Origin of the sequence: Streptomyces filamentosus (assembly GCF_014654895.1) — a bacterium.
In the GTDB taxonomy this organism is placed as follows: domain Bacteria; phylum Actinomycetota; class Actinomycetes; order Streptomycetales; family Streptomycetaceae; genus Streptomyces; species Streptomyces filamentosus.
This window is the reverse complement of sequence record NZ_BNBE01000001.1, coordinates 1,731,161-1,752,759: the sequence shown is the minus strand read 5'-3', so window position 1 is coordinate 1,752,759 and position 21,599 is coordinate 1,731,161. Positions and strand designations below refer to the sequence as shown.

General features: G+C 74.2%; 17 protein-coding genes. 13 read left to right on the top strand and 4 right to left on the bottom strand.

Going from position 1 to position 21,599, the window contains the following annotated elements; genetic code table 11:
• The first annotated feature begins 13 nt into the window (after nucleotides 1-13).
• The 11 genes from IE326_RS07620 to IE326_RS07570 all read left to right on the top strand — a co-directional run bounded on the left by IE326_RS07620 (nucleotide 14) and on the right by IE326_RS07570 (nucleotide 13,252).
• Nucleotides 14-649 carry a class F sortase gene (locus IE326_RS07620; RefSeq protein WP_190041132.1) on the top strand — a complete coding sequence of 212 codons (636 nt, stop codon included), beginning with the start codon at nucleotides 14-16 and terminating at the stop codon, nucleotides 647-649.
• A 113-nt stretch (nucleotides 650-762) separates the two neighbouring features.
• Nucleotides 763-1,419 (top strand): PH domain-containing protein, encoded by a 657-nt coding sequence (locus tag IE326_RS07615; protein WP_190041131.1) that lies wholly within the window; start codon nucleotides 763-765, stop codon nucleotides 1,417-1,419.
• 280 nt (nucleotides 1,420-1,699) lie between these two features.
• Entirely contained in the window at nucleotides 1,700-2,053 is a 354-nt protein-coding gene (locus IE326_RS07610; RefSeq protein ID WP_190041130.1) for a DUF1508 domain-containing protein, read from the top strand.
• Between the two features lie 78 nt (nucleotides 2,054-2,131).
• Complete coding sequence (gene pstC, locus IE326_RS07605; RefSeq protein ID WP_229915240.1) at nucleotides 2,132-3,217, top strand: phosphate ABC transporter permease subunit PstC; 1,086 nt, start codon at nucleotides 2,132-2,134, stop codon at nucleotides 3,215-3,217.
• A gap of 132 nt (nucleotides 3,218-3,349) precedes the next feature.
• Complete coding sequence (gene pstA, locus IE326_RS07600) at nucleotides 3,350-4,573, top strand: phosphate ABC transporter permease PstA (RefSeq protein WP_150231069.1); 1,224 nt, start codon at nucleotides 3,350-3,352, stop codon at nucleotides 4,571-4,573.
• On the top strand, nucleotides 4,570-6,429 hold the full coding sequence (gene pstS / locus IE326_RS07595) for a phosphate ABC transporter substrate-binding protein PstS (protein ID WP_229915239.1): 1,860 nt from the start codon (nucleotides 4,570-4,572) through the stop codon (nucleotides 6,427-6,429). The genes pstA and pstS overlap by 4 nt, the downstream gene beginning before the upstream one ends.
• Complete coding sequence (locus IE326_RS07590; RefSeq protein WP_190041129.1) at nucleotides 6,426-9,008, top strand: hypothetical protein; 2,583 nt, start codon at nucleotides 6,426-6,428, stop codon at nucleotides 9,006-9,008. Before pstS ends, IE326_RS07590 begins: the two co-directional genes overlap by 4 nt.
• A 131-nt stretch (nucleotides 9,009-9,139) precedes the next feature.
• A complete protein-coding gene (locus IE326_RS07585; RefSeq protein WP_170313863.1) occupies nucleotides 9,140-10,114 on the top strand; it encodes a substrate-binding domain-containing protein in 975 nt (324 codons plus the stop codon).
• 105 nt (nucleotides 10,115-10,219) lie between these two features.
• Nucleotides 10,220-11,494: a hypothetical protein gene (locus IE326_RS07580; RefSeq protein WP_190041128.1), complete on the top strand. Its 1,275-nt coding sequence runs from the start codon at nucleotides 10,220-10,222 to the stop codon at nucleotides 11,492-11,494.
• Nucleotides 11,491-12,366, top strand: a complete 876-nt coding sequence (locus IE326_RS07575; RefSeq protein WP_190041127.1) for a sortase — start codon at nucleotides 11,491-11,493, stop codon at nucleotides 12,364-12,366. Before IE326_RS07580 ends, IE326_RS07575 begins: the two co-directional genes overlap by 4 nt.
• A gap of 22 nt (nucleotides 12,367-12,388) precedes the next feature.
• The gene (locus IE326_RS07570; RefSeq protein WP_229915238.1) at nucleotides 12,389-13,252 is read left to right on the top strand and encodes a phosphate ABC transporter ATP-binding protein; all 864 of its coding nucleotides are present in this window, start codon (nucleotides 12,389-12,391) and stop codon (nucleotides 13,250-13,252) included.
• 79 nt (nucleotides 13,253-13,331) lie between these two features.
• Here IE326_RS07570 and IE326_RS07565 read toward each other — a convergent pair whose 3' ends face one another.
• The 3 genes from IE326_RS07565 to IE326_RS07555 form a co-directional block, all read right to left on the bottom strand.
• Nucleotides 13,332-14,984: a phospho-sugar mutase gene (locus tag IE326_RS07565; protein WP_190041126.1), complete on the bottom strand. Its 1,653-nt coding sequence runs from the start codon at nucleotides 14,982-14,984 to the stop codon at nucleotides 13,332-13,334.
• 185 nt (nucleotides 14,985-15,169) lie between these two features.
• Entirely contained in the window at nucleotides 15,170-15,973 is an 804-nt protein-coding gene (locus tag IE326_RS07560) for a purine-nucleoside phosphorylase (RefSeq protein ID WP_150231078.1), read from the bottom strand.
• Nucleotides 15,974-16,136: 163 nt separating this feature from the next.
• A complete protein-coding gene (locus tag IE326_RS07555) occupies nucleotides 16,137-16,574 on the bottom strand; it encodes a gamma-glutamylcyclotransferase family protein (protein WP_030761817.1) in 438 nt (145 codons plus the stop codon).
• Nucleotides 16,575-16,909: 335 nt separating this feature from the next.
• Between IE326_RS07555 and IE326_RS07550 the strand changes: the two genes are divergently transcribed.
• Entirely contained in the window at nucleotides 16,910-18,349 is a 1,440-nt protein-coding gene (locus IE326_RS07550) for an NAD(P)H-quinone dehydrogenase (protein ID WP_150231080.1), read from the top strand.
• Nucleotides 18,350-18,571: 222 nt separating this feature from the next.
• Entirely contained in the window at nucleotides 18,572-19,531 is a 960-nt protein-coding gene (locus IE326_RS07545) for a DeoR/GlpR family DNA-binding transcription regulator (protein ID WP_150231082.1), read from the top strand.
• Between the two features lie 229 nt (nucleotides 19,532-19,760).
• Here IE326_RS07545 and IE326_RS07540 read toward each other — a convergent pair whose 3' ends face one another.
• Entirely contained in the window at nucleotides 19,761-21,515 is a 1,755-nt protein-coding gene (locus IE326_RS07540; RefSeq protein ID WP_190041125.1) for an acetyl/propionyl/methylcrotonyl-CoA carboxylase subunit alpha, read from the bottom strand.
• Between the last annotated feature and the right edge of the window lie 84 nt (nucleotides 21,516-21,599).

The following is a 21,599-nucleotide window of genomic DNA, read 5'->3' as shown; positions in this document are numbered from 1 at the left end:
CGGAGTCCCGCCCGTGAACCACCACCACCACCGCTCCGCCTCCGTCTCCGCCGCCCTGTGCGCGGCCGTGCTCCTCGCGCTCTCGGGGTGCGCGGCGGGGGACGGGCCCGCAGCCACCCCGCCCGCCCGGATCGTGGAGTCGGCCGCGGCCCCGCCCGCCGCCTCCGCCTCCGCCGTGAAGCCGCTCGCCCGCTCGCTGCCCGTCCGCGTCCGGCTGCCCTCGGCCGTCGTGGACGCGCGGGACGTCATGGAGCTCGGGCTGAACGCCGACGGCACCGTCGAGGTGCCCCCGGTGGCGCAGGCCGACCGGATCGGCTGGTACGGGAAGGGCGTCACGCCCGGCGAGACCGGCCCCGCCGTCCTCATCGGGCACTTCGACACCGCGCGCGGACCGGCCGTGCTCAAGGACGTCGCCAGGGTCCGGGTCGGCGACGAGATCGCCGTGACCCGCGCGGACGGCACCACCGCCGTCTTCCGCGTACGCGAGCTGGAGCAGGTCGACAAGGACGCCTTCCCGACGGCCAAGGTCTACGGCGACACCCGCCGCCCCGAACTCCGCGTGATCACCTGCGGCGGCGAGATCGTCGACGGCCACCGGCCGGACAACATCATCCTGTACGCGGACCTCGCCGCCGTCCGCCCCGCCTGAGGGTCCTGGCCCGTCCGGACGCCCGCCACGGACGCCTGCCGTGCGCGTCTGTCGTGGACGTCACGCGCGGGGTGCCCGGGTCCCTGCGGGGCTCCTGAGGCAGAATCGGCGGCATGACGAGCCCCGCACCCTCCGAGCCGAACCGCGAGCCGGACCCCGAGCCGACCTCCGACGACCGTGTCTTCCGCTCCAACGCCGGCATCGCGGCGGGCGTCTTCCTGCTCGCCCTGGTGCTCGTCTTCGTGATCGACGCGCTGACCCGCGGCGAGGGCCGGGCGCCCTGGCTGGCGCTCGCCGGACTCGTCCTCGTCGTGCCGCTGATCATCGCCTTCACCCTCCGGCCCGCCGTCTACGCGAACGAGGACCGGCTCCGGATCCGCAACCCCTTCCGCTCGATCCTGCTCCCGTGGGCGGCCGTCGCCGACCTCCGGGCCGGCTACTCCAGCGAGGTCTTCACGCACGCGGGCGCCACCTACCAGCTGTGGGCCGTGCCCGTCTCGCTGCGGCAGCGGAAGAAGGCCGCGCGCCAGGCCGCCCGCGCCTCCCAGGACGACCCCCTCGGCCGCACGTCCGTCAGCGCCGACGTCCGCGACAGCGGGGCGCGCGTCGCGCCCGGCGACCGGACCGTGGCCGACCTGCGGGAGATGTCCGAGCGGTACGCGGGCCGGGCCGGGGCGCAGGGCGAGGCCCAGGTGCGCTGGGCGTACGAGATCATCGCGCCGGCCGTGGTCGGCCTGGTCCTCTTCGTGGTCCTCGCCGCCACGGGCTGAGCCGTCAAGGGTTGAGCCGCCGCCGGCTGAGCGGCCGCGGGCTGAGCCTCCGCCGGCTGAGCCGCCGCCGGTCGAGACGTCGGCGGCCGAGCCGCCGCCGGCCCGGCCGGCCTCCGCTCCCGGACCCTCCGCCTCCTCCTCACCCCGCCGGTGTCCTAGGGGCAACGGCGGGGTGAAGCATGTCCCCGGCGGATGGTTTAGCGCCCAACGATCCGGGCGGCGTCAATAGATTGCCCGTGCCGAGACTGTGGGGGTGGGGGCAATGACCAAGGACACCGGTGTGTCCGGAACGCGCTGTCTGGTCGACGTCAGAGCCGACGGGCGCTACGGCTGGCGGCTCGTCGCGCAGAACGGGCGGGTGGTGGCACGGTCGGGGCAGTGCTTCACCGACCACGCCGCCTGCCGGACCGCCTTCGCCGCGCTGTGCGCGGAGCACGCCACCATGGGGGGCGGCGTGCAGCACACGGCGGGCGGCAACGGCTGGGTCTGGCTGCTGCGCGACGCCGAGGGGCACACCGCCGCCCTCTCCGGACGCGCCTACGAGCGTCACTCCACCTGCCGCTCCGCCTATGACCGCTTCCGTTCGCTGCTGGCCGCCGAGGCCGCCCATTGGGCATCAACTGCCTTATTGTGAACGGAAGTTGCCTCTCGGGCGCCCCTCGTTCACATCGAGTGGCCCACCCGGCCACCGGGCAGGACTTGTGTCCTCGTCGTGACGACCGACACGACCGGCACCACCGACACGACCGCGCCGTCCGGCGCCCCCGGCGCCCCTGACGGACGGACCGGGGACCGGACCGACGCGCGGCCCGGCGACCGGACCGACACGCCGAGGCGGCTGTACGCCGACCCCGGCCCCGCCGACCGGGTCTTCCGGGGCGTCGCCCGCACCGGCGGCGGCCTCGTCCTCGCCGTGATGCTCCTCGTCGGCGGCTTCCTGCTGCACCGCGCCCGCCAGGCCCTCGACCGGGCCGGCGGCTCCTTCCTCACCACCGAGAACTGGGAGCCCGACGCGGGGAACTTCGGCATCGCCGCCGTCCTCCTCGGCACGGTCCTCATCGCCCTCGTCGCGATCGTCGTCGCCGTGCCCCTCGCCACCGGCGCCGCGCTCTACATCTCCGAGTACGCCCCGCCCCGGCTGCGCCGCACCCTGATCTCCACCGTCGACCTGATGGCCGCCGTGCCCTCGGTCGTCTACGGCCTGTGGGGGGTGTTCTGGCTGGAGGAGTCGATCCTGCCGATCGCCCGCTGGATCTCGACGTACTTCGGCTGGATCCCCTTCCTCCGCGTCGACGGCGCCGACCCCGACGACCCGCTCGCCCCGCCCACCGTCTACACCTCCTCCACCTTCGTCGCCGGGCTCGTCGTCGCGATGATGGTGGCGCCGATCATCTGCTCGATCATGCGCGAGGTCTTCTCCCAGGCGCCCGCGGGCGAGCGGGAGGGGGCGTACGCCCTCGGCGCCACCCGCTGGGGGATGATCCGCTCCGTCGTCCTGCCCTTCGGCAAGGGCGGCATGATCGGCGGCACCATGCTCGGCCTCGGCCGCGCCCTCGGCGAGACCATCGCCGTCTACATGGTGATCTCGCAGGTCTTCACGATCCAGTGGCACGTCCTCCAGACCGGCACCAGTTCGGTCTCCTCGCTCATCGCCCTGCGCTACGGCGAGGCCACCGCCTTCGGCATGTCCGCCCTGATGGCGGCCGGCTTCGCGCTCTTCGTCATGACCCTGATCGTCAACTTCGCCGCCTCGTCGATCGTCGCCCGCAGCCGCTCCGGTGCCTCCAGCGACGCGTGACGGCACACCGGCCGCCGCCGCACCGCCGGGCCGCCGCACCTCCCGCGCCTCCCACCCGTCCGTACCTCCCGTGGCCTCCGCGCCTCCCGCCCGTCCCGTACCTCCCGTACCTCCCGAGGGGGATCCGTACCGATGACCATCGCCCCGGAGCGGCCCCGGCTCCGCCCGCCCGCCGGCCGGCCCGAGCCGGCCGGGCCCGAACGGCGCCGCGCCACCGGCGCCGTGCGCGCCTCCGACGTGTACGCCGTCCTCGGCGCCGCGGCCGCCGCGCTCGCCCTGACCTGGCTGCTCTTCGCCCGGCTGCTGCCCTTCAGCGGCACCGTCGGCTTCGTCCTCGTCGCGTACGCCCTCTTCCTCGGCCTCTACGCCCTGCTGGTCTCCTTCGACGAGGACGGTCCCGCCGTGCGCGACCGGGTCGCCGGGGTGGTCGTCCGCACCCTCGGACTCGTCCTCCTCGCCGTCCTCGTCTTCGTCGTCGCCTTCACCCTCTGGGAGGGCCGCAAGGCCCTCGTCCACCTGAACTTCTTCACCGAGGACATGAGCCTCGCCGGGCCCCTGGAGCCGCTCGACGTCGGCGGCGTCCTGCACGCCGTCGTCGGCACCCTCGAACAGGTCGGCATCGCGCTCGTCCTCACCGTCCCCGCCGGCGTCGTCTGCGCCGTCTTCCTCAACGAGGTCCCCGGCCCCTTCGCCCGCCTGGTCCGCACGATCGTCGAGGCGATGACCGCGCTGCCGTCGATCGTCGCCGGCCTCTTCATCTACGCGACGGTCGTCCTGGCCCTCGGCATGGAGCGCTCCGGCCTCGCCGCCGCCCTCGCGCTCTCCGTGATGATGCTGCCGATCATCATCCGCGCCTCCGACGTCGTCATCCGGCTCGTCCCCGGCACCCTGCGCGAGGCCTCGTACGCCATGGGCGCCTCGCGCTGGCGCACGGTCCGGCACGTCGTCCTGCCCACCGCCCGCTCCGGCCTCACCACGGCCGTCATCCTCGGCACCGCGCGCGGGGTGGGGGAGACCTCCCCGGTGCTGCTCACCGCCGGCTTCACCGCCGAGCTGAACGCGCTGCCGACCTCCGGCGCCCAGGTCTCCCTGCCGCTCGCCACCTTCGAACTCGTCAAGTCGCCCGAACCGAACATGATCGCCCGCGGCTTCGGCACCGCCGCCGTGCTGATGCTCCTCGTCCTGCTGCTCTTCGTGCTCGCGCGCGTCGCGGGCGGGCGCGGACCCGGTCAGTTGACGAAGCGTCAGGAAAGGCGCCGGGCGGCGGCCTCCCGGGCGGACGCGGCCCGCATCGCCGCCGCGGCCGGCCCCGGCGGAGCCCGCATCCGACCCGCAACTCCGAGGAGCACGTCGTGAGATCGCCCGTCCCGCTCGCCCGCACCCTCCTGGGCCTGGGCACCGTGCTCTGCGCGCTGCTCGCCCTCCTGGCGGGCCCGCCCGCCGCCCAGGCCGCCGGCTACACGAAGATCACCGGCTCCGGTTCCACCTGGAGCTCCAACGCCGTCGAGCAGTGGCGGCGCAACATCGGCGCCAACATCGGCCTGACCGTCAACTTCAACGCCAACGGCTCCTCGCAGGGCCGCGAGCAGTTCAAGAACGGCACCGTCGACTTCGCCGTCTCCGAGATCCCGTACGGCCTCACCGACGGCGGCGCCACCGACGTGCCGCCGCGCCGCGGCTACGCCTACATGCCGATCGTCGCCGGCGGCACCGCCTTCATGTACAACCTCCGCATCGGCGGCCGCCAGGTCACCAACCTGCGCCTCTCCGGCCCGGTCCTCGCGCAGATCTTCACCGGTCGGCTGACCATGTGGAACGCCCCCGAGATCAAGGCCGACAACCCCGGCCTGGTGCTGCCCGCCCGCCGGATCGTGCCCGTCGTCCGCTCCGACGGCTCGGGCACCACCGCCCAGTTCACCACCTGGCTCGCCAAGGAGAACGGCGGGACCTGGGACGACTACTGCCGGCGGGCCGGCCGCTCCACCCCCTGCGGCATGACCTCGTACTTCCCCGTCGTGCCCGGCACCACCACCGTCGCCAAGTCCGGCTCGCTCGGCGTCTCGGCGCACGTCCGCCAGCCGCAGGGCGAGGGCGCGATCACCTACGTCGAGTACTCGTACGCGGTCAACGCCGGCTTCCCGGTCGTCAAGGTCCTCAACCGCTCCGGCCACTACGTCGAGCCGACCGCCCAGGCCGTCGCCGTCGCCCTCCTGAGGGCCCGGATCGAGACGGACCGCTCGTCGGCGAACTACCTCACCCAGATCCTCGACGACGTCTACCGCTCGGACGACACCCGCGCCTACCCGCTCTCCAGCTACAGCTACATGGTCGTCCCCACCTCCGAGACCGCCCCGCACACCACCGAGAAGGGCCGCTCGCTCGGCACCTTCGCCCGCTACTTCCTCTGCGAGGGCCAGCAGCAGGCCGAGGAGCTCGGCTACTCCCCGCTGCCCAAGAACCTCGTCCAGGCGGGCTTCGACCAGGTCCGCCGCATCCCCGGCGCCCCCACCGGGGCCGTCGACCTCTCCTCCTGCCGCAACCCCACCTTCTCCGCCGACGGCACCAACACCCTCGCCAGGAACGCCCCGCGCCCGAAGGCGTGCGACAAGAAGGGCGCCCAGCAGTGCCCCGACGGCACCGGCGGCGCCAGGAACACCCCGACCCAGGTCGTCGGCGGCGGCGGCACCTCCGGCGGTTCCGCCCCGGGAGGATCCGGCGGCTCCACCGCGTCCGGAGGTCCGGGCTCCGGCGGTCCGGGCGGCCCGGGCGGCTCCGCCCAGGGCGGCGCCACGACGGGCGGTACCGGCACGGGCGGCGGCACGGGTACGGGTTCCACCGGCGCGACCGGCACCGGCGCCTCCGGTACCGGCGGCACCGGCTCCGGCGGTTCGTCCGCGACGGGCGGTTCCGGGACCGGGGGCTCCGGCGGGACCGCCGTCGACCCCGACACCGGGGACGTCATCGCGAACGGCACCGCCGGAGGCGGCGGAGCCGGAGGCACGGCGGGCGACGGCTCCGCCGGCGGGGGAGGCGGCTTCGCCGGGAACCCCGTCGTCGGCACCCCCGTCACCCTCGCCGCCGACTCGGGCGCCGGCCTGCGCGGCCTGCTGATGGCCCTCTCCGCCCTCCTGCTCCTCGCCACCGTCGTCGCCCCGCCCCTCCTCGGCCGCCTCATGGCGCACCGCGCCGACCGCGGGGGAGACGCCCGATGAAGCGGAACCGCGCCCGCGCGGGCGGCCTCGCCGCCCTCCTCGCCGCCCTCGTGCTCGCCCTGCTCCCGCTGCCCCAGGACCCGCCCGCCGCCGCGGCGGAACCGGCGGGCTCCGCCGTCACCCTGCGCGGCACCAAGGGGCCGCACGACGACTTCTCCGGCCTCGAAGTGACCGTCCACCAGACGGAGAACCTGCGGGCCCAGGGCCTGCGGATCACCTGGAAGGGCGGGAAGCCGACCCAGGGCACGGCCACCGACTACCTCCAGATCATGCAGTGCTGGGGCGACGACCCGGCGGGCCCGAAGCGGGAGCAGTGCCAGTACGGCGCCTCCCGCATCGGCCCCGGCAACGGCAACTACGGGTCGTTCATCGCCCAGCGGCTGATCCCCGTCGGCTCGGACCCGCTGGAGACGCAGTACGACGAGCCCATCCCGTACCCCGGCGTCCCCGGGCAGACGACCGATCCCTTCGTCCCCTTCACGCCCGTCTCCGGTCCCGCCACGACCTCGCTCAACGACTGGACCTACTTCAACCCCGGCGACACCAACGAGGAGGCGTTCGCCCGCACCCAGGTCGACGGGACGGGCGAGGCGGCCTTCAACCTCCAGACCACCCGGGAGGCCCCGCACCTCGGCTGCGGCGACCCCGTGGGCACCGGAGCGGCGGCGCACGGCCGGAAGTGCTGGCTCGTCGTGGTGCCCCGCGGCTCCCACGAGCCGGACGGCTCGGCCGGCAACAACGGACGCCCGCACACCTCGCCGCTGTCCACCACCCACTGGAACCAGCGGATCGTCTTCCCCCTCGGCTTCCTGCCCGTCGGCGACCCCTGCCCCACGGACAAGGCCGAACGCCGCACCAGCGGCTCCGAACTGGTCACGGACGCCATCACCTCCTGGCAGGCGTCCCTCTGCTCCGGCGGCACCACCCGCTTCACCTTCACCCAGCGCGGCGAGGAACTGACCCGCTCCGGCCTGCTGGCCCCGACGTCCACCTCGCCCGGCCTCGGCTTCACCGTCGAACCCGTCGGGGAGGGCGGGAAGACGGGCTTCGTGCACGCCCCCGTGGCCGTCAGCGCCCTCACCGTCGGCTTCTACTGGGAGGCCGACCGGATGGGGCTCGTGAAGGACCTGCGGCTCAACCCGCGGCTCCTGGCGAAGCTGCTGACCGCCTCGTACCCCTACGACGTGCGCGAGCTCACCGACAAGGCGCCCGCCCCCGACCACCTGAAGGGCAATCCCGAGTCCATCGTCAAGGACCCGGAATTCCTGAAGCTGAACCCGGAATTCGAGCGGACCCCCCAGTCCGTCATGAACTATCCCGGCGGAATTCTCCTCTCCGCCGAACGCTCGGACGTCGTCCGGGTGGTCTGGAAATACCTGAGCGGCGACAAGGACGCGCGCGCCTTCCTCGAAGGGACGCCCGACCCCTGGGGAATGAAGGTCAATTCCTACTTCAAGGACCTCGCGCTCGCCACGGCCGGCACCGACGAATTCCCCAAGGCCGACCCGACCCTCACCGAGCTGACCGACGCGACCGGGGAGAAGCACCTCGCCTACGGACTCCTCGACCGCTCCCCGTACGCCAGCGACATGCACGACGTCGCCCGGTGGGTCCGGCGGGGCACCAACGGCTCCAAGGACGACGCGGTCCTCGACCCGCTCTCCGGCGACCTGAAGCTCGTCACCGCCGACGTCCTGCCCGGCGCCCGCCGGGCCTACGGCCTCACCGACGCGGCGTCGGCCGCCCGCTACCAGCTCCAGGTCGCCGCCCTGCCGAACGCGGACGGCACCTACGTCCTGCCCACGACGGCCGCCATGCTCGCCGCCGTCGACCAGGCCGGACGGTCGCCGGTGCCCGGCGTCCTCGCCCCCGACCCGGCCGGTGCCCGGAAGACCGCCTACCCGCTCACGGTGATCGCCTACGCCGTCGCCTCCACCGGCCTGCCCGCCGACGCCCGCAAGGACTACGCGCGGGTGATGCGCTACGCCGCGGGACCCGGCCAGAAGCAGGGCGTCGCCCCCGGCGAACTGCCGCTCGGCTACGCGCCGATGCCGCCGAAGCTCAAGGCGCAGGCGGCGGTCGCCGCCGACCGGCTGGAGCGCGGCGCGCCGCCCGCCCCGGGCACCACCACGGGCGGCCCGGCCACCGCGCCCGGCCCCGGGGGCGGCGACCCGGACCCGGACGGCGCCGGCTCCGGAGGCACCACCGGCGGCGGCTCCGCCACCGGCTCCGGCACCGGCGGGGGCGGCGACCCCGGCACGGGCTCCGGCGACGGTTCCGGCTCCGGCAGCGGCGGCACGGGGACGGGGACGCCGTCCTCCGCCCCGCCGGGCGGCCCGTCCGCGGGCGCGTCCGGCGCGGGCGGCGGGGCCGGCGGGAGCGCCGGGCCGCAGCTCGCCGCGACCACCGGCACCACCCCCTCCGAACTCCTCGGCCCGATCCGCTGGGCCCTCCTCGGCGTGCTGGCCGCCGGCGGCGCCGCCGCCGTCGCCGGACCCGCCCTCCTCGGATTCGCGGGCCGCCGCGCGACCCCCGCGGATCCACCTAGGACAGGAATTCGTAACCTGAAAAGCGACTGAACGTGGTGGTCCCCGGATCCGCCCTTACGGAATTGTTGTCCCCGGCCGGTCGACGGACCGGCCGGAAAATGAGAATCCGGATCCTGCTTGTGCGTCCATTCCATGAAATCCGTTTCCACGGAGGAGCAGAAGTGAACGTCAAGTCCCGCGCTCGTACCGGTGCCGCTCTCGCTGTGGCCGCCCTCGGTCTCGGTGCCGTCCTCGCCCCGGCGGCCCAGGCCGACCCCAACCCGGTCACCCAGTACCGCACCCTCGCGGGTGTCGGCTCGGACACGACCCAGGACGTCCTGAACGGCCTCGGCGACGTCGTCGTCAACGCCTTCAACCAGAAGATCATCGCCTCCTGGAACGCCACGGGCACGGCCACGATCAAGACCAAGACCACCGGCTGTGTCATCAACCGCCCGAACGGCTCCTCGGCCGGCATCGACGCCCTCCGCAACGCGGTGGACACCAACTCCGGCTGCCTCGACTTCGCCCGCTCCTCGCGCGGCCCGGTCGACACCACCTCCACGGACCTGACCTGGATCCCCTTCGCCAAGGACGCGGTGTCCTGGGTGAAGCGCTCCGACAGCGCCCTGCCGGCCAACCTGACGGCGGCCCAGCTGAAGGACGTCTACGAGTGCAACCTCACCACCCTCAACGGCGTGGCCCTCACGCCCCTCCTGCCCCAGGCCAACTCCGGCACCCGGCAGTACTTCCTCTCCTCCATCGGCGTGACCACCCCGGGCTCCTGCGTCACGCAGGGCGTCCAGGAGAACGACGGCACCGTCCTCGACACCGCCGGTGACATCGCCCCGTACTCGGTCGCCCAGTACACCGCCCAGGAGAAGGCCGTCGTCACCGACCGCCGCGGCGCCGCCGTCCTCGGCTCCGTCGCCTCCGTCGCCCCGCGCAACGCCGACAAGACGCTCAACCTGTCCTTCCCCTTCACCCGTGACGTCTACAACGTCGTCCCGACCCCGAAGCTGACGAACGCGACCGTCGCGTCCACCTTCGTCGGCTCCACCTCCAAGGTCTGCGCCGCCGCCACCACGATCGCCAACCACGGCTTCGGCACCCTCGGCGCCAACTGCGGCACCACCACCCTCAAGGGCGAGCGCTGATCAGCACCCTCCCCTGACCGCACGCCGGCCGGGCACCCCCGTGGTGCCCGGCCCCCCGGCGTACCCGTCCCCTCTCCCGCCGTCCGCCCCGGAGGAACACCACCCATGAACCCGGCAGCACCCCTCAGATCTCCCGTGGCCCTGCTCACGGCCCTCGCCCTCCTCTGCGGCAGCCTGGCGCTCGTCCTCGCCCTCTCGACGTCCGCCGCCGCCGTCACCCGGCACGGCTCCTTCGCGGCCACCCCGTCCTCGGGGACCGTCGCGGCCGGCCTGGCCTCCGTCACGGCCGACGGGCCCTGCCCCGCGCCCGCGTCGGCGGACGAGCCGTACACCAAGGGCGTCCTCGTCCTGGTCAACCCCGGCGACCCGACCCTCACCGCACCGATCGGCGAGGTCGTCCCCGGCGGCCCCCTCGGCACCACCCCGGTGTCGGGCGCGCCCGTCACCGGGGCCGGCCACGCCACGCTCCAGGACCGGCTGCGCGAACTCGTGCCCTCCGGGCCCCTGGACGGCCGCTACGAGCTGCGGCTCGCCTGCGAGACGGCGACCTCCGAGACCCGGGACGCGTACTTCTCCCTGATGATCGAGGTCACCGGGGAGAACTGGGCCGCCGTCGCCCAGCAGGCCACCAACCTGGTGGTCAGCTCCGACGTCGCCCAGCCGCCCGTCGGCCTCCCCTTCACGGTGAAGGCCGCCGTCCAGCCGGCCACCGCCACCGGAACGGTCGCCTTCTTCACCCTCGTCGACGACGAGATCGTCGAGCTCGGCACGAAGGACCTCGCCGACGGGAGGGCGGAACTCGCCGTCACCATGCACGACTCGCTCACCGCGCCGATGCCCGTCCTCGCGCAGTTCACGCCCGCCGACCCGGCCGCGTACACCCCCGCCCGGCAGGTCGCCGAGTTCTACCCGGTGCCGGTCCCCACGGGCACCCCGACGCCGACGCCGACCCCCACCTCCACGCGGACCACCGGCCCGACGCCCACGGACACCCCGAGCGGCACGCCCACCGACGACCCGACGGACGACCCGACCGGCGAGCCCACCCCCACGGACACGGCCGGCACCCCGACCGCCACCGGCACCGCCACCCCCACGCCCACCTCGACCGGCACCGGCGACGCGTCCGGCTCCGGCTCGGGCGGCGACTCCGGCTCCGGCTCGGGCTCCGGCGGCGACACGGGCTCCGGCACGGGCTCCGGATCCGGTACGGGCACGGGCTCCGGCGGCACCTCCCCGCAGGGCGGCTCCGGCGGCACCCTCGCCGCCACCGGAGCGGCCTCCGCCGCCTCCGCCGCGCTCGGGGCGCTCGGGCTCTGCCTGCTCGGCGCAGCCACCGTCCTCACGGTCCGCCGCCGCGGGGCGGGCGCCCGGCCGTGACCACCGCACCGGCACCAGCCGCCCCCCGCGCCGGGCTCGGCCTGGCCGGGGCGGCGCTGTGCGTCCTCGCCGCGCTCCTCATCGGCTTCGCCGCGAACCTCACCGTCGTCGGCCACCTCCAGCACGCCCGCGACCAGTCCACCGCCTACGACGAACTGCGCGAGCAACTCGCCCTCGGCACCGCGCCGGTGGGGCAGACGACCTACGACGGCAAGGCGGTCGCCCTCGGCGCCCCCGTCGCCCTCCTGTGCATCCCCGTCCTCGGCCTGCGCGAGGTCGTCGCCGAGGGCACCACCTCGCAGGTCCTCATGTCCGGGCCCGGCCATCGCCGGGACACCCCCCTGCCCGGCCAGGCCGGGCAGGCCGTGGTCATGGGCCGCCAGTGGGGCTACGGCAGCCCCTTCAACGACCTGCACCGGCTGCCGGCCGGCGCCCGCGTCGAGGTGACGACCGGTCAGGGAGAGGCGGTGTACGAGGTGGTGGGCGTCCGGCGCCCCGGCGACCCGACCCTCGCCGCACCCGGCGCGGGCGAGGGCCGGCTGACCCTGGTCACGGCGAGCGGCGGCGCGTACACCCCGGAGAACTTCCTCTTCGTCGACGCGAAGCTCCTCTCCGACGTGCGGCCCAGCCCCGAACGCCCGCTGCGGCCCGGCTGGATCACCGGCGCCGAGAAGGCCCTCGCCGGGGACCCCGCCGCCTGGCCGAACGTCTTCCTCGGCGCCCAGGCCCTCCTCCTCGCCGCCCTCCTCACCGTCGCCGCCCGCCGCCGCTGGGGACGGCGCCAGACCTGGGTCGCCGCCGTCCCCGTGCTCCTCGCGCTCGGCGTCCTCGTCTCCGGCGAACTCACCCGGCTCCTCCCCAACCTCCTCTGAAAAGCGTGGAGTTGATGACAACGTGACCGACCTCGCCGACACCGTCACCCTGCCGCCCGTCCCCGGCGGAAAACCCGGCCCGGACCCGGCGGAACCGGCCGCCGCCACCCGTGCGGGCGCGCTCGAAGCCGAGGCCGTCTCCGCCTGGTTCGGCGACCGCAAGGTCCTCGACCGGGTCTCGCTCGCCATGCCCGCCCGCGAGGTGACCGCCCTCATCGGCCCCTCCGGCTGCGGCAAGTCCACCTTCCTCCGCATCCTCAACCGGATGCACGAACTCATCGGCTCCGCGGCCCTGTCCGGCAGGGTTCTCCTCGACGGCTCCGACATCTACGACCGGGGCCGCCGCATCACCCACGCCCGCCGCGAGATCGGCATGGTCTTCCAGAAGCCCAACCCCTTCCCCGCGATGTCCCTCCACGAGAACGTCCTCGCCGGCCTCAAGCTCGGCGGCGTCCGGGCCGGCCGCGAGGAGAAGGACGCCCTCGTCGAGGAGTGCCTGACCCGCGCCGGCCTCTGGAACGAGGTCAAGGACCGGCTCCGGCAGCCCGGCGGCGCCCTCTCCGGCGGCCAGCAGCAGCGCCTCTGCATCGCCCGCGCGCTCGCCGTCCGCCCCCGGGTCCTCCTCATGGACGAGCCCTGCTCGGCCCTCGACCCGACCTCCACCCGGCGCGTCGAGGAGACCATCGCCGAGCTGAAGTCCGAGGTGACGATCGTGATCGTCACCCACAACATGCAGCAGGCCGCCCGGGTCTCCGACTCCTGCGCCTTCTTCCTCGCCGAACAGGGCACGCCCGGCGCGATCGTCGAACACGGCCCCACGGAGACGATGTTCGGCGCGCCCACCGACCCCCGCACCGCGGACTACGTCAACGGCCGCTTCGGCTGAGGCGCGGGACGGAGCGCGCGAGGGCCGGTGCGGGAACACCCGCACCGGCCCTCGCGCCCCACCCTGCCGAAGACGCGGCCTACAGCCCCGCGGCCGCCGCCAGGTCCGCCTTCAGCGCGCCCAGCACCTCGGCGCCGGTCGCCCGGGCCGCCGCCAGGCCGCTCGCGTCGGCGACCGGGACCACGACCTCCAGGTAGCACTTCAGCTTCGGCTCCGTGCCCGACGGGCGGACGATCACCCGGGCCCTGTAGTCGCCGTCCAGGTGGTAGCGCAGCCCGTCCGTCGGCGGCAGCGACTCCGTGCCCTTCGTCAGGTCCTCCGCCGAGACCACGGTCAGCCCCGCGAGCCGCACCGGGGGCTTCTCGCGCAGCGCGGCCATCGCGGCCGCGATGATCCCGAGGTCCTCCACCCGCACCGACAGCTGGTCCGTGGCGTGCAGCCCGTGCTCCACCGCCAGGTCGTCGAGCAGGTCCGTCAGCGTCCGGCCCCGCTCCTTCAGCTCCGAGGCCAGCTCGGCGACGAGCAGCGCCGCCGTGATGCCGTCCTTGTCGCGGACGCCCTCCGGGTCCACGCAGTAGCCGAGCGCCTCCTCGTACCCGTACCGCAGCCCCTCGACGCGGGCGATCCACTTGAAGCCGGTCAGCGTCTCCTCGTACCCCACGCCGGCCGCCTCGGCGATCCGCCCGAGCAGCGAGGACGAGACGATCGACTCGGCGAAGACGCCCCGCGCGCCCTTGTGCACCAGGTGCGCGGCGAGCAGCGCGCCCACCTCGTCGCCGCGCAGCATCCGCCAGCCGCCCTCGGCGGAGGCGTCCGGCACGGCCACGGCGCAGCGGTCGGCGTCCGGGTCGTTGGCGATGACCAGATCGGGGTCCACCGCCCGGGCCGCCTCGAAGGCCAGGTCCATGGCCCCCGGCTCCTCCGGGTTCGGGAAGGCCACGGTCGGGAACGCCGGGTCCGGCTCCGCCTGCGCCGCGACCAGCGCGGGCGGCGGGAAGCCGTGCCGGGCGAAGGCCGCCGTCAGGACGTCCTTCCCGACGCCGTGCATCGCCGTGTAGACGGTCCGCGCGCCGCGCGCCGAGCCGGGCGTCAGGACGGCGTCCGTACGGGCCAGGTACGCCTCCAGGACCTCCTCGCCGAGCACCTCCCAGCCGTCCTCGGGCCGGGGCACGTCCGCCAGCGCCCGCACCGCGTCGATCTCGGCCGCGATCCCGGCGTCGGCCGGCGGCACGATCTGCGAACCGTCGCCCAGGTACACCTTGTAGCCGTTGTCCCGCGGCGGGTTGTGGCTCGCGGTCACCTCGACGCCCGCGACGGCCCCCAGGTGCCTTATGGCGTACGCCAGGACCGGCGTCGGCAGCGGCCGGGGCAGCAGCGCGGCGCGCAGCCCGGCGCCCGTCATCACGGCGGCGGTGTCCCGGGCGAAGTCCTCGGACTTGTAGCGGGCGTCGTACCCGATGACGACCAGCCCGCCGGTCTGCCCCTGCGCCTTCAGGTACGCGGCGAGACCCGCGGCGGCCCGGATCACCACGGCCCGGTTCATCCGCATCGGCCCCGCGCCCAGCTCCCCGCGGAGCCCCGCGGTGCCGAACTGCAGCGTCCCGGCGAACCGCGCGGCCAGCGCCGCCCGGTCCCCGCTCTCGATCAGCGCGGCCAGTTCGTCGCGGGTCTCGCTGTCGGGGTCCTCGGCGAGCCAGGCCTGGGCCCGGGCGAGGAGATCGTCCTGCGTCACGGTGGTGTGCCTTTCGGTGTACGACTCGGTGTGCGGCTCGATGTACGACGGGATTCGAGCGGGTCCGTTCCTTCTCCCCGGGAGGAGGGGGCGCGTAACGGGGCGGAGCCCCGGTTCCGGGAAGGGGCGGGGCGGGGGAGAGGCCCCGCGCGGCGGTCCGGCCTCCCCGCGCCCGCCCCGGCGCGTCAGATCCGGTCCAGCACCCGCGTCAGCAGTTCGCCCATCCGCGCCGCGGAGTCGCGCCCCGCCTGGAGGACCTCCTCGTGGTTCAGCGGCTCGCCGGAGAGCCCCGCCGCCAGGTTGGTGACGAGCGAGATGCCGAGCACCTCCGCACCGGCCTCGCGCGCGGCGATGGCCTCCAGGACGGTGGACATGCCGACGAGGTCGCCGCCCATGACGCGGACCATGTTGATCTCGGCGGGCGTCTCGTAGTGGGGGCCGGGGAACTGGACGTACACGCCCTCCTCCAGCGTCTCGTCGACCTCCTTGCACAGCGCCCGCAGCCGCGGCGAGTACAGGTCGGTGAGGTCGACGAAGTTCGCGCCGACGATGGGGGAGGCGGCGGTGAGGTTGATGTGGTCGCTGATGAGGACCGGCTGGCCGGGGCGCATGCCCTCGCGGAGGCCGCCGCAGCCGTTGGTGAGGACGACGGTCTTCACGCCGGCGGCGACGGCGGTGCGGACGCCGTGCGCGACGGCGGCGACGCCGCGGCCCTCGTAGAAGTGGGTGCGGCCGAGGAAGACCAGGGCGCGCTTCTCGCCGATCTTGTACGAGCGGACCTTGCCGCCGTGGCCCTCGACGGCCGGCGGCGGGAAGCCGGGGAGGTCGGTCACCGGGAACTCGGCCTCGGGGGCGCCCAGGGCGTCGACGGCCGGGGCCCAGCCGGAGCCCATGACCAGGGCGACGTCGTGGGTCTCGACTCCGGTGAGCTCGCGCAGGCGCGCGGCCGCGGCCTCGGCGGCCTCGTACGGGGTGGCAGTAGCGTTCACTGGCTCTTCTCGCCTCGGGGAGGGGGTCCGAGGGGGGTGTCCCCGGACGGAATTCGTGTCCGAAGAAGCCTAGCCGGAGAATTCCTACGCGCGTAGATGACAGTGCGGACGGACATGCGATCGTTGTCTTGTCGTTTCCGACGAATCCGCCGCCGTCCCGCTTTCAGCAGGGCCGCTTGCGGAGCTCCATGACGTAGTCGTGCGGAGCTCCCGCGGACTCGGCCGCGTCGGCGACCTCGCCGAGGTAGCGGGCGGACGGCAGGCCGCCCTCGTAGGCGTTGAGCACGTACACCCAGGCGGGCTCGTCGCCGTCGAGGGTGTGCACCCGGACCCGCATCCGCCGGTAGATGTCGAGCCCGACGCCCTCCCAGCGGTCCATGGAGTCCTCGTCCATCGGGGCGATGTCGTAGAGGGCCACGAAGACCTGCTGGCGGGGGGCCTCGACGAGGGTGGCGAGCGCCCCCTCCCAGCCCATCTGCTCCCCGCCGAAGGTGAGCCGCCAGCCGTTCAGCCAGCCGGTGCCGCGCAGGGGGGAGTGCGGGGCGCGGCGGCTCATCAGCCGCGCGTCGAGGTTGCCGGCGTAGGCGGCGTAGAGCGACATGGCACCGAGGGTACGGGAGGGACCCGGCCAACCCGCGAACGCCGAGGTGGCGGCCGTACGGGGGACCCCCGCGCCCCCGGCCGCAGGGGGGGCCGGGGGCGCGGGGACCCGGCTCCCGGGCCTCGCGGACCCGGCCTCCGGGGCCCCGGCGCCCCCTTCCCCCTCCGGCTCTCCCGGAACTTTCCCCGGGTGTTCCCGGCCCCGGCGCGAGGGAGTGCGCCGCGTGCGGGACAATGGGGTACGCACTTGAGGCGTGCGGGACAATGGCGTACGCACCGCAACCCAGCGGGGGCCGCACACCCCCGGCAGAACGAGAGCGCGAGGCGTAGATCCCAGTGACCCGGATCGTGATCATCGGCGGCGGACCCGGCGGATACGAGGCGGCCCTGGTGGGCGCCCAACTCGGCGCGGAGGTGACCGTCGTGGACTGCGACGGCCTCGGCGGCGCGTCCGTCCTGACCGACTGCGTCCCCTCCAAGACCCTGATCGCCACCGCCGAGGTGATGACCACCTTCGACTCCTCCTACGAGGAGCTGGGCATCATCGTGGCGGACGACACCCCGCACGTGGAGCAGGCCGCCCGCGTCGTCGGCGTGGACCTCGGCAAGGTCAACCGACGGGTGAAGCGCCTCGCGCTCGCCCAGTCGCACGACATCACCGCCTCCGTCACCCGGGCCGGCGCCCGCGTGCTGCGCGGCCGGGGCCGGCTCTCCGGCCGCCAGGCCGTGGACGGCTCCCGCCAGGTGGTCGTCACCGCGGCCGACGGCACCGAGGAGACGCTGACCGCCGACGCCGTGCTGATCGCGACCGGCGGCCACCCCCGCGAGCTCCCCGACGCCAAGCCGGACGGCGAGCGGATCCTGAACTGGACGCAGGTCTACGACCTCAAGGAGCTCCCGGAGGAGCTCATCGTGGTCGGCTCCGGCGTGACCGGCGCGGAGTTCGCCGGCGCCTACCAGGCGCTCGGCTCCCGCGTCACGCTCGTCTCCTCCCGCGACCGCGTCCTGCCCGGCGAGGACCCGGACGCCGCCGCCGTCCTGGAGGACGTCTTCCGCCGCCGCGGCATGAACGTCATGGCCCGCTCCCGCGCCGAGTCCGCCAAGCGGGTCGGCGACCGGGTCGAGGTCACCCTGTCGGACGGCCGGGTCATCTCCGGCACCCACTGCCTGATGGCCGTCGGCGCCATCCCGAACAGCGCCGGGATGGGCCTGGAGGAGGCCGGGGTCAGGCTCAAGGAGTCCGGCCACATCTGGACCGACAGGGTCTCCCGCACCTCCGCCCCCGGCGTGTACGCGGCCGGCGACGTCACGGGCGTCTTCGCGCTCGCCTCGGTCGCCGCCATGCAGGGCCGGATCGCGATGTACCACTTCCTCGGCGACGCGGTGGCCCCGCTCAACCTGAAGACGGTCTCCTCGAACGTCTTCACCGACCCCGAGATCGCCACCGTCGGCTACACCCAGGCCGACGTGGACGCGGGCAAGATCGACGCCAAGGTCGTCAAGCTTCCGCTGCTGCGCAACCCCCGCGCCAAGATGCAGGGCATCCGCGACGGCTTCGTGAAGATCTTCTGCCGTCCCGGCACCGGCATCGTGGTCGGCGGCTGCGTCGTCGCCCCCCGGGCGAGCGAGCTGATCCACCCGATCTCGATCGCGGTCGACAACAATCTGACGGTCGAACAGATCGCAAATGCTTTCACCGTGTACCCCTCCCTGTCGGGCTCGATCGCGGAAGTGGCACGGCAGTTGCACACCCGAAAGACCGCGGACGAGGGCTGACGGACCGTCACCCGGCGGCGCCGGGGGCGGTCATCACCGCCCCCGCCTGCGGGAACGGTTCACCGACTCGGACAAGCCCCGGCAAGACGGGGCATAGTCCAGGCCCGGCACGGATCAAGGGCGGGGTTCTCCATACCACTTGGGGACCCCGCCCGTGTGCATCTTCCGCAATCCGGCGCATAGTGCTGAAAACCGAAGGCGGTGCACGTTACTGTCAGTTTCGTGTTCGCTGCAGAACGTCGCCAGTTGATCCTCGAAATGGTGCGAGCCAATGGGGCCGTGTCGCTCCGCGAGCTCGCCCGCGTCGTCCAGACCTCCGAAGTGACCGTGCGTCGTGACGTACGGGCGCTGGAGGCAGAAGGACTCCTCGACCGCCGGCACGGCGGTGCGGTGTTGCCGGGCGGATTCACGCGAGAATCCGGCTTCCCGCAGAAATCCCATCTCGCGACCGCCGAGAAGACGGCCATCGCCGACGTGGCCGCGAGCCTCGTCGAAGAGGGCGAGGCCATCGTCGTCGGAGCCGGGACCACCACCCAGGAGCTGGCCCGCCGGCTCGCCCGGGTGCCCGGCCTCACCGTGGTCACCAACTCGCTGCTCGTCGCCCAGGCCCTCGCGCACGCCAACCGCGTCGAGGTCGTCATGACGGGCGGCACCCTGCGCGGCTCCAACTACGCCCTGGTGGGCAGCGGGGCCGAGCAGTCGCTCCAGGGGCTGCGGGTCTCCCGCGCGTTCCTCTCGGGCAGCGGGCTCACCGCCGAGCGCGGCCTCTCCACGTCCAACATGCTCTCCGCGAGCGTGGACCGGGCGCTGGTGCAGGCGGCGGCCGAGGTCGTGGTCCTCGCCGACCACACCAAGCTCGGCACCGACACCATGTTCCAGACGGTGCCGACGGACGTGATCACCCGCCTGGTCACCGACGAGCCGCCCGCCCACGACGAGCGGGCCGCCTCCGAGCTCCAGGCCCTCGCCGACCAGGGCGTGCAGATCGCCGTGGCCGGCACCGGCCAGGGCGGCGCCCCCGCCGGCGAGCAGCTGCCGCCGGGCGTCCGGCGCCGCGACGTGCCGCTGCCCGTCCAGCGCGGCGGCCGGATCCCCACGGGCCAGTACCGCGGCCCCGCCCCCGGCATGGGCGCCGACCCGATGGAGCGCACGGCCCGCGTCGCGGACCTGCGCCGCCGCTGAGCCCGTGACCCGCCTCCGCACCGCCCCGCACCCGTTACGCGCCTGAGCCGTCCCCGTACGGCCCCGCGCCCCTCACCCGTACGACTCCGGACGCGCCCCCACGCGCTCGTACGCGGTGCGCCGCCGCCCCGCCCCCTCGCCCGTGCCTTCCCGCAGGTACGGCGAAGGGCCCCCAGGCGGCTGCCCGCGGGCCCTCCTGCCGGACTGCCGGACCGTCACCGGTCCGTGGTCAGGCCTTGATGTCGCAGATGCCGGCGCCGGAGGTGACCGACGCGCCGACCTCGGCGTTGAGACCGGTGACGGTGCCGGACTTGTGGGCGTTGAGGGGCTGTTCCATCTTCATGGCTTCCAGGACGACGATCAGGTCGCCCTCCTGGACCTCCTGGCCCTCCTCGACCGCGACCTTCACGATCGTGCCCTGCATCGGCGAGGCCAGGGTGTCGCCCGACGCGGTCGGGCCTGACTTCTTCGCCGCCCGGCGCTTCGGCTTCGCGCCGGCGGCCAGACCCGTGCGGGCCAGGGTCATGCCCAGGCTCGACGGCAGGGACACCTCCAGGCGCTTCCCGCCGACCTCGACCACGATCGTCTCGCGGCCCGCCTCGTCGTCCTCCGCCTCCGCGCCGGCCGGGGCGAACGGCTTGATCTCGTTGACGAACTCCGTCTCGATCCACCGGGTGTGGACCCGGAACGGGTCCGCGGTGAACGCCGGGTCGACCACGACCGCCTGGTGGAACGGGATGGCCGTCGCCATGCCCTCGACCCTGAACTCGGCCAGCGCACGCGCGGCACGCTGGAGCGCCTGCTCACGCGTCGCACCCGTCACGATCAGCTTCGCGAGCAGCGAGTCCCACGCCGGGCCGATCACGCTGCCGGACTCCACACCCGCGTCCAGGCGGACACCCGGACCGGACGGCGGCTGGAAGAGGGTGACCGTGCCCGGGGCCGGGAGGAAGTTGCGGCCCGGGTCCTCGCCGTTGATACGGAACTCGAAGGAGTGACCGCGCATGGCCGGGTCGCCGTACCCGAGCTCCTCACCGTCCGCGATCCGGAACATCTCCCGGACCAGGTCGATGCCCGTGACCTCCTCGGTCACCGGGTGCTCCACCTGCAGACGCGTGTTCACCTCCAGGAAGGAGATCGTGCCGTCCATGCCGACCAGGAACTCGACCGTGCCGGCGCCGACATAGCCGGCCTCCTTCAGGATCGCCTTCGACGCCGCGTACAGCTGCGCGTTCTGCTCCTCCGTCAGGAACGGCGCCGGGGCCTCCTCGACGAGCTTCTGGTGCCGGCGCTGGAGCGAGCAGTCACGCGTCGAGACCACCACCACGTTGCCGTGCTGGTCGGCCAGGCACTGCGTCTCCACGTGACGCGGCTTGTCCAGGTACCGCTCGACGAAGCACTCGCCCCGCCCGAACGCGGCGACGGCCTCGCGGACGGCGGAGTCGTACAGCTCCGGGACCTCTTCGAGGGTGCGGGCGACCTTCAGGCCACGCCCGCCGCCGCCGAACGCCGCCTTGATCGCGATCGGCAGACCGTGCTCCTCGGCGAAGGCGACGACCTCGTCCGCACCCGAGACCGGGTCCGGGGTGCCCGCCACCAGCGGGGCACCGGCGCGCTGGGCGATGTGCCGGGCCGCGACCTTGTCACCGAGGTCGCGGATGGCCTGCGGCGGCGGGCCGATCCACGTCAGACCGGCGTCGATCACGGCCTGGGCGAACTCCGCGTTCTCCGAGAGGAAGCCGTAACCGGGGTGGATCGCGTCCGCCCCCGAGTCCTTCGCGGCCTGCAGGACCTTGCCCATGTCCAGGTAGCTGGTCGCCGGGGTGTCACCGCCCAGGGCGAACGCCTCGTCGGCCGCACGGACGTGCAGAGCGTCCCGGTCCGGCTCCGCGTAGACGGCTACGCTGGCGATCCCGGCATCCCGGCAGGCACGGGCGACACGAACAGCGATTTCGCCACGGTTGGCGATGAGCACCTTGCGCACGATGGCTCCCTCCTTGAAACAAGCTGAGTTTAGGGACTGCCGACACGGCGCCTCGACCTGCCCCCACGGGTGAGCTTGCCCACA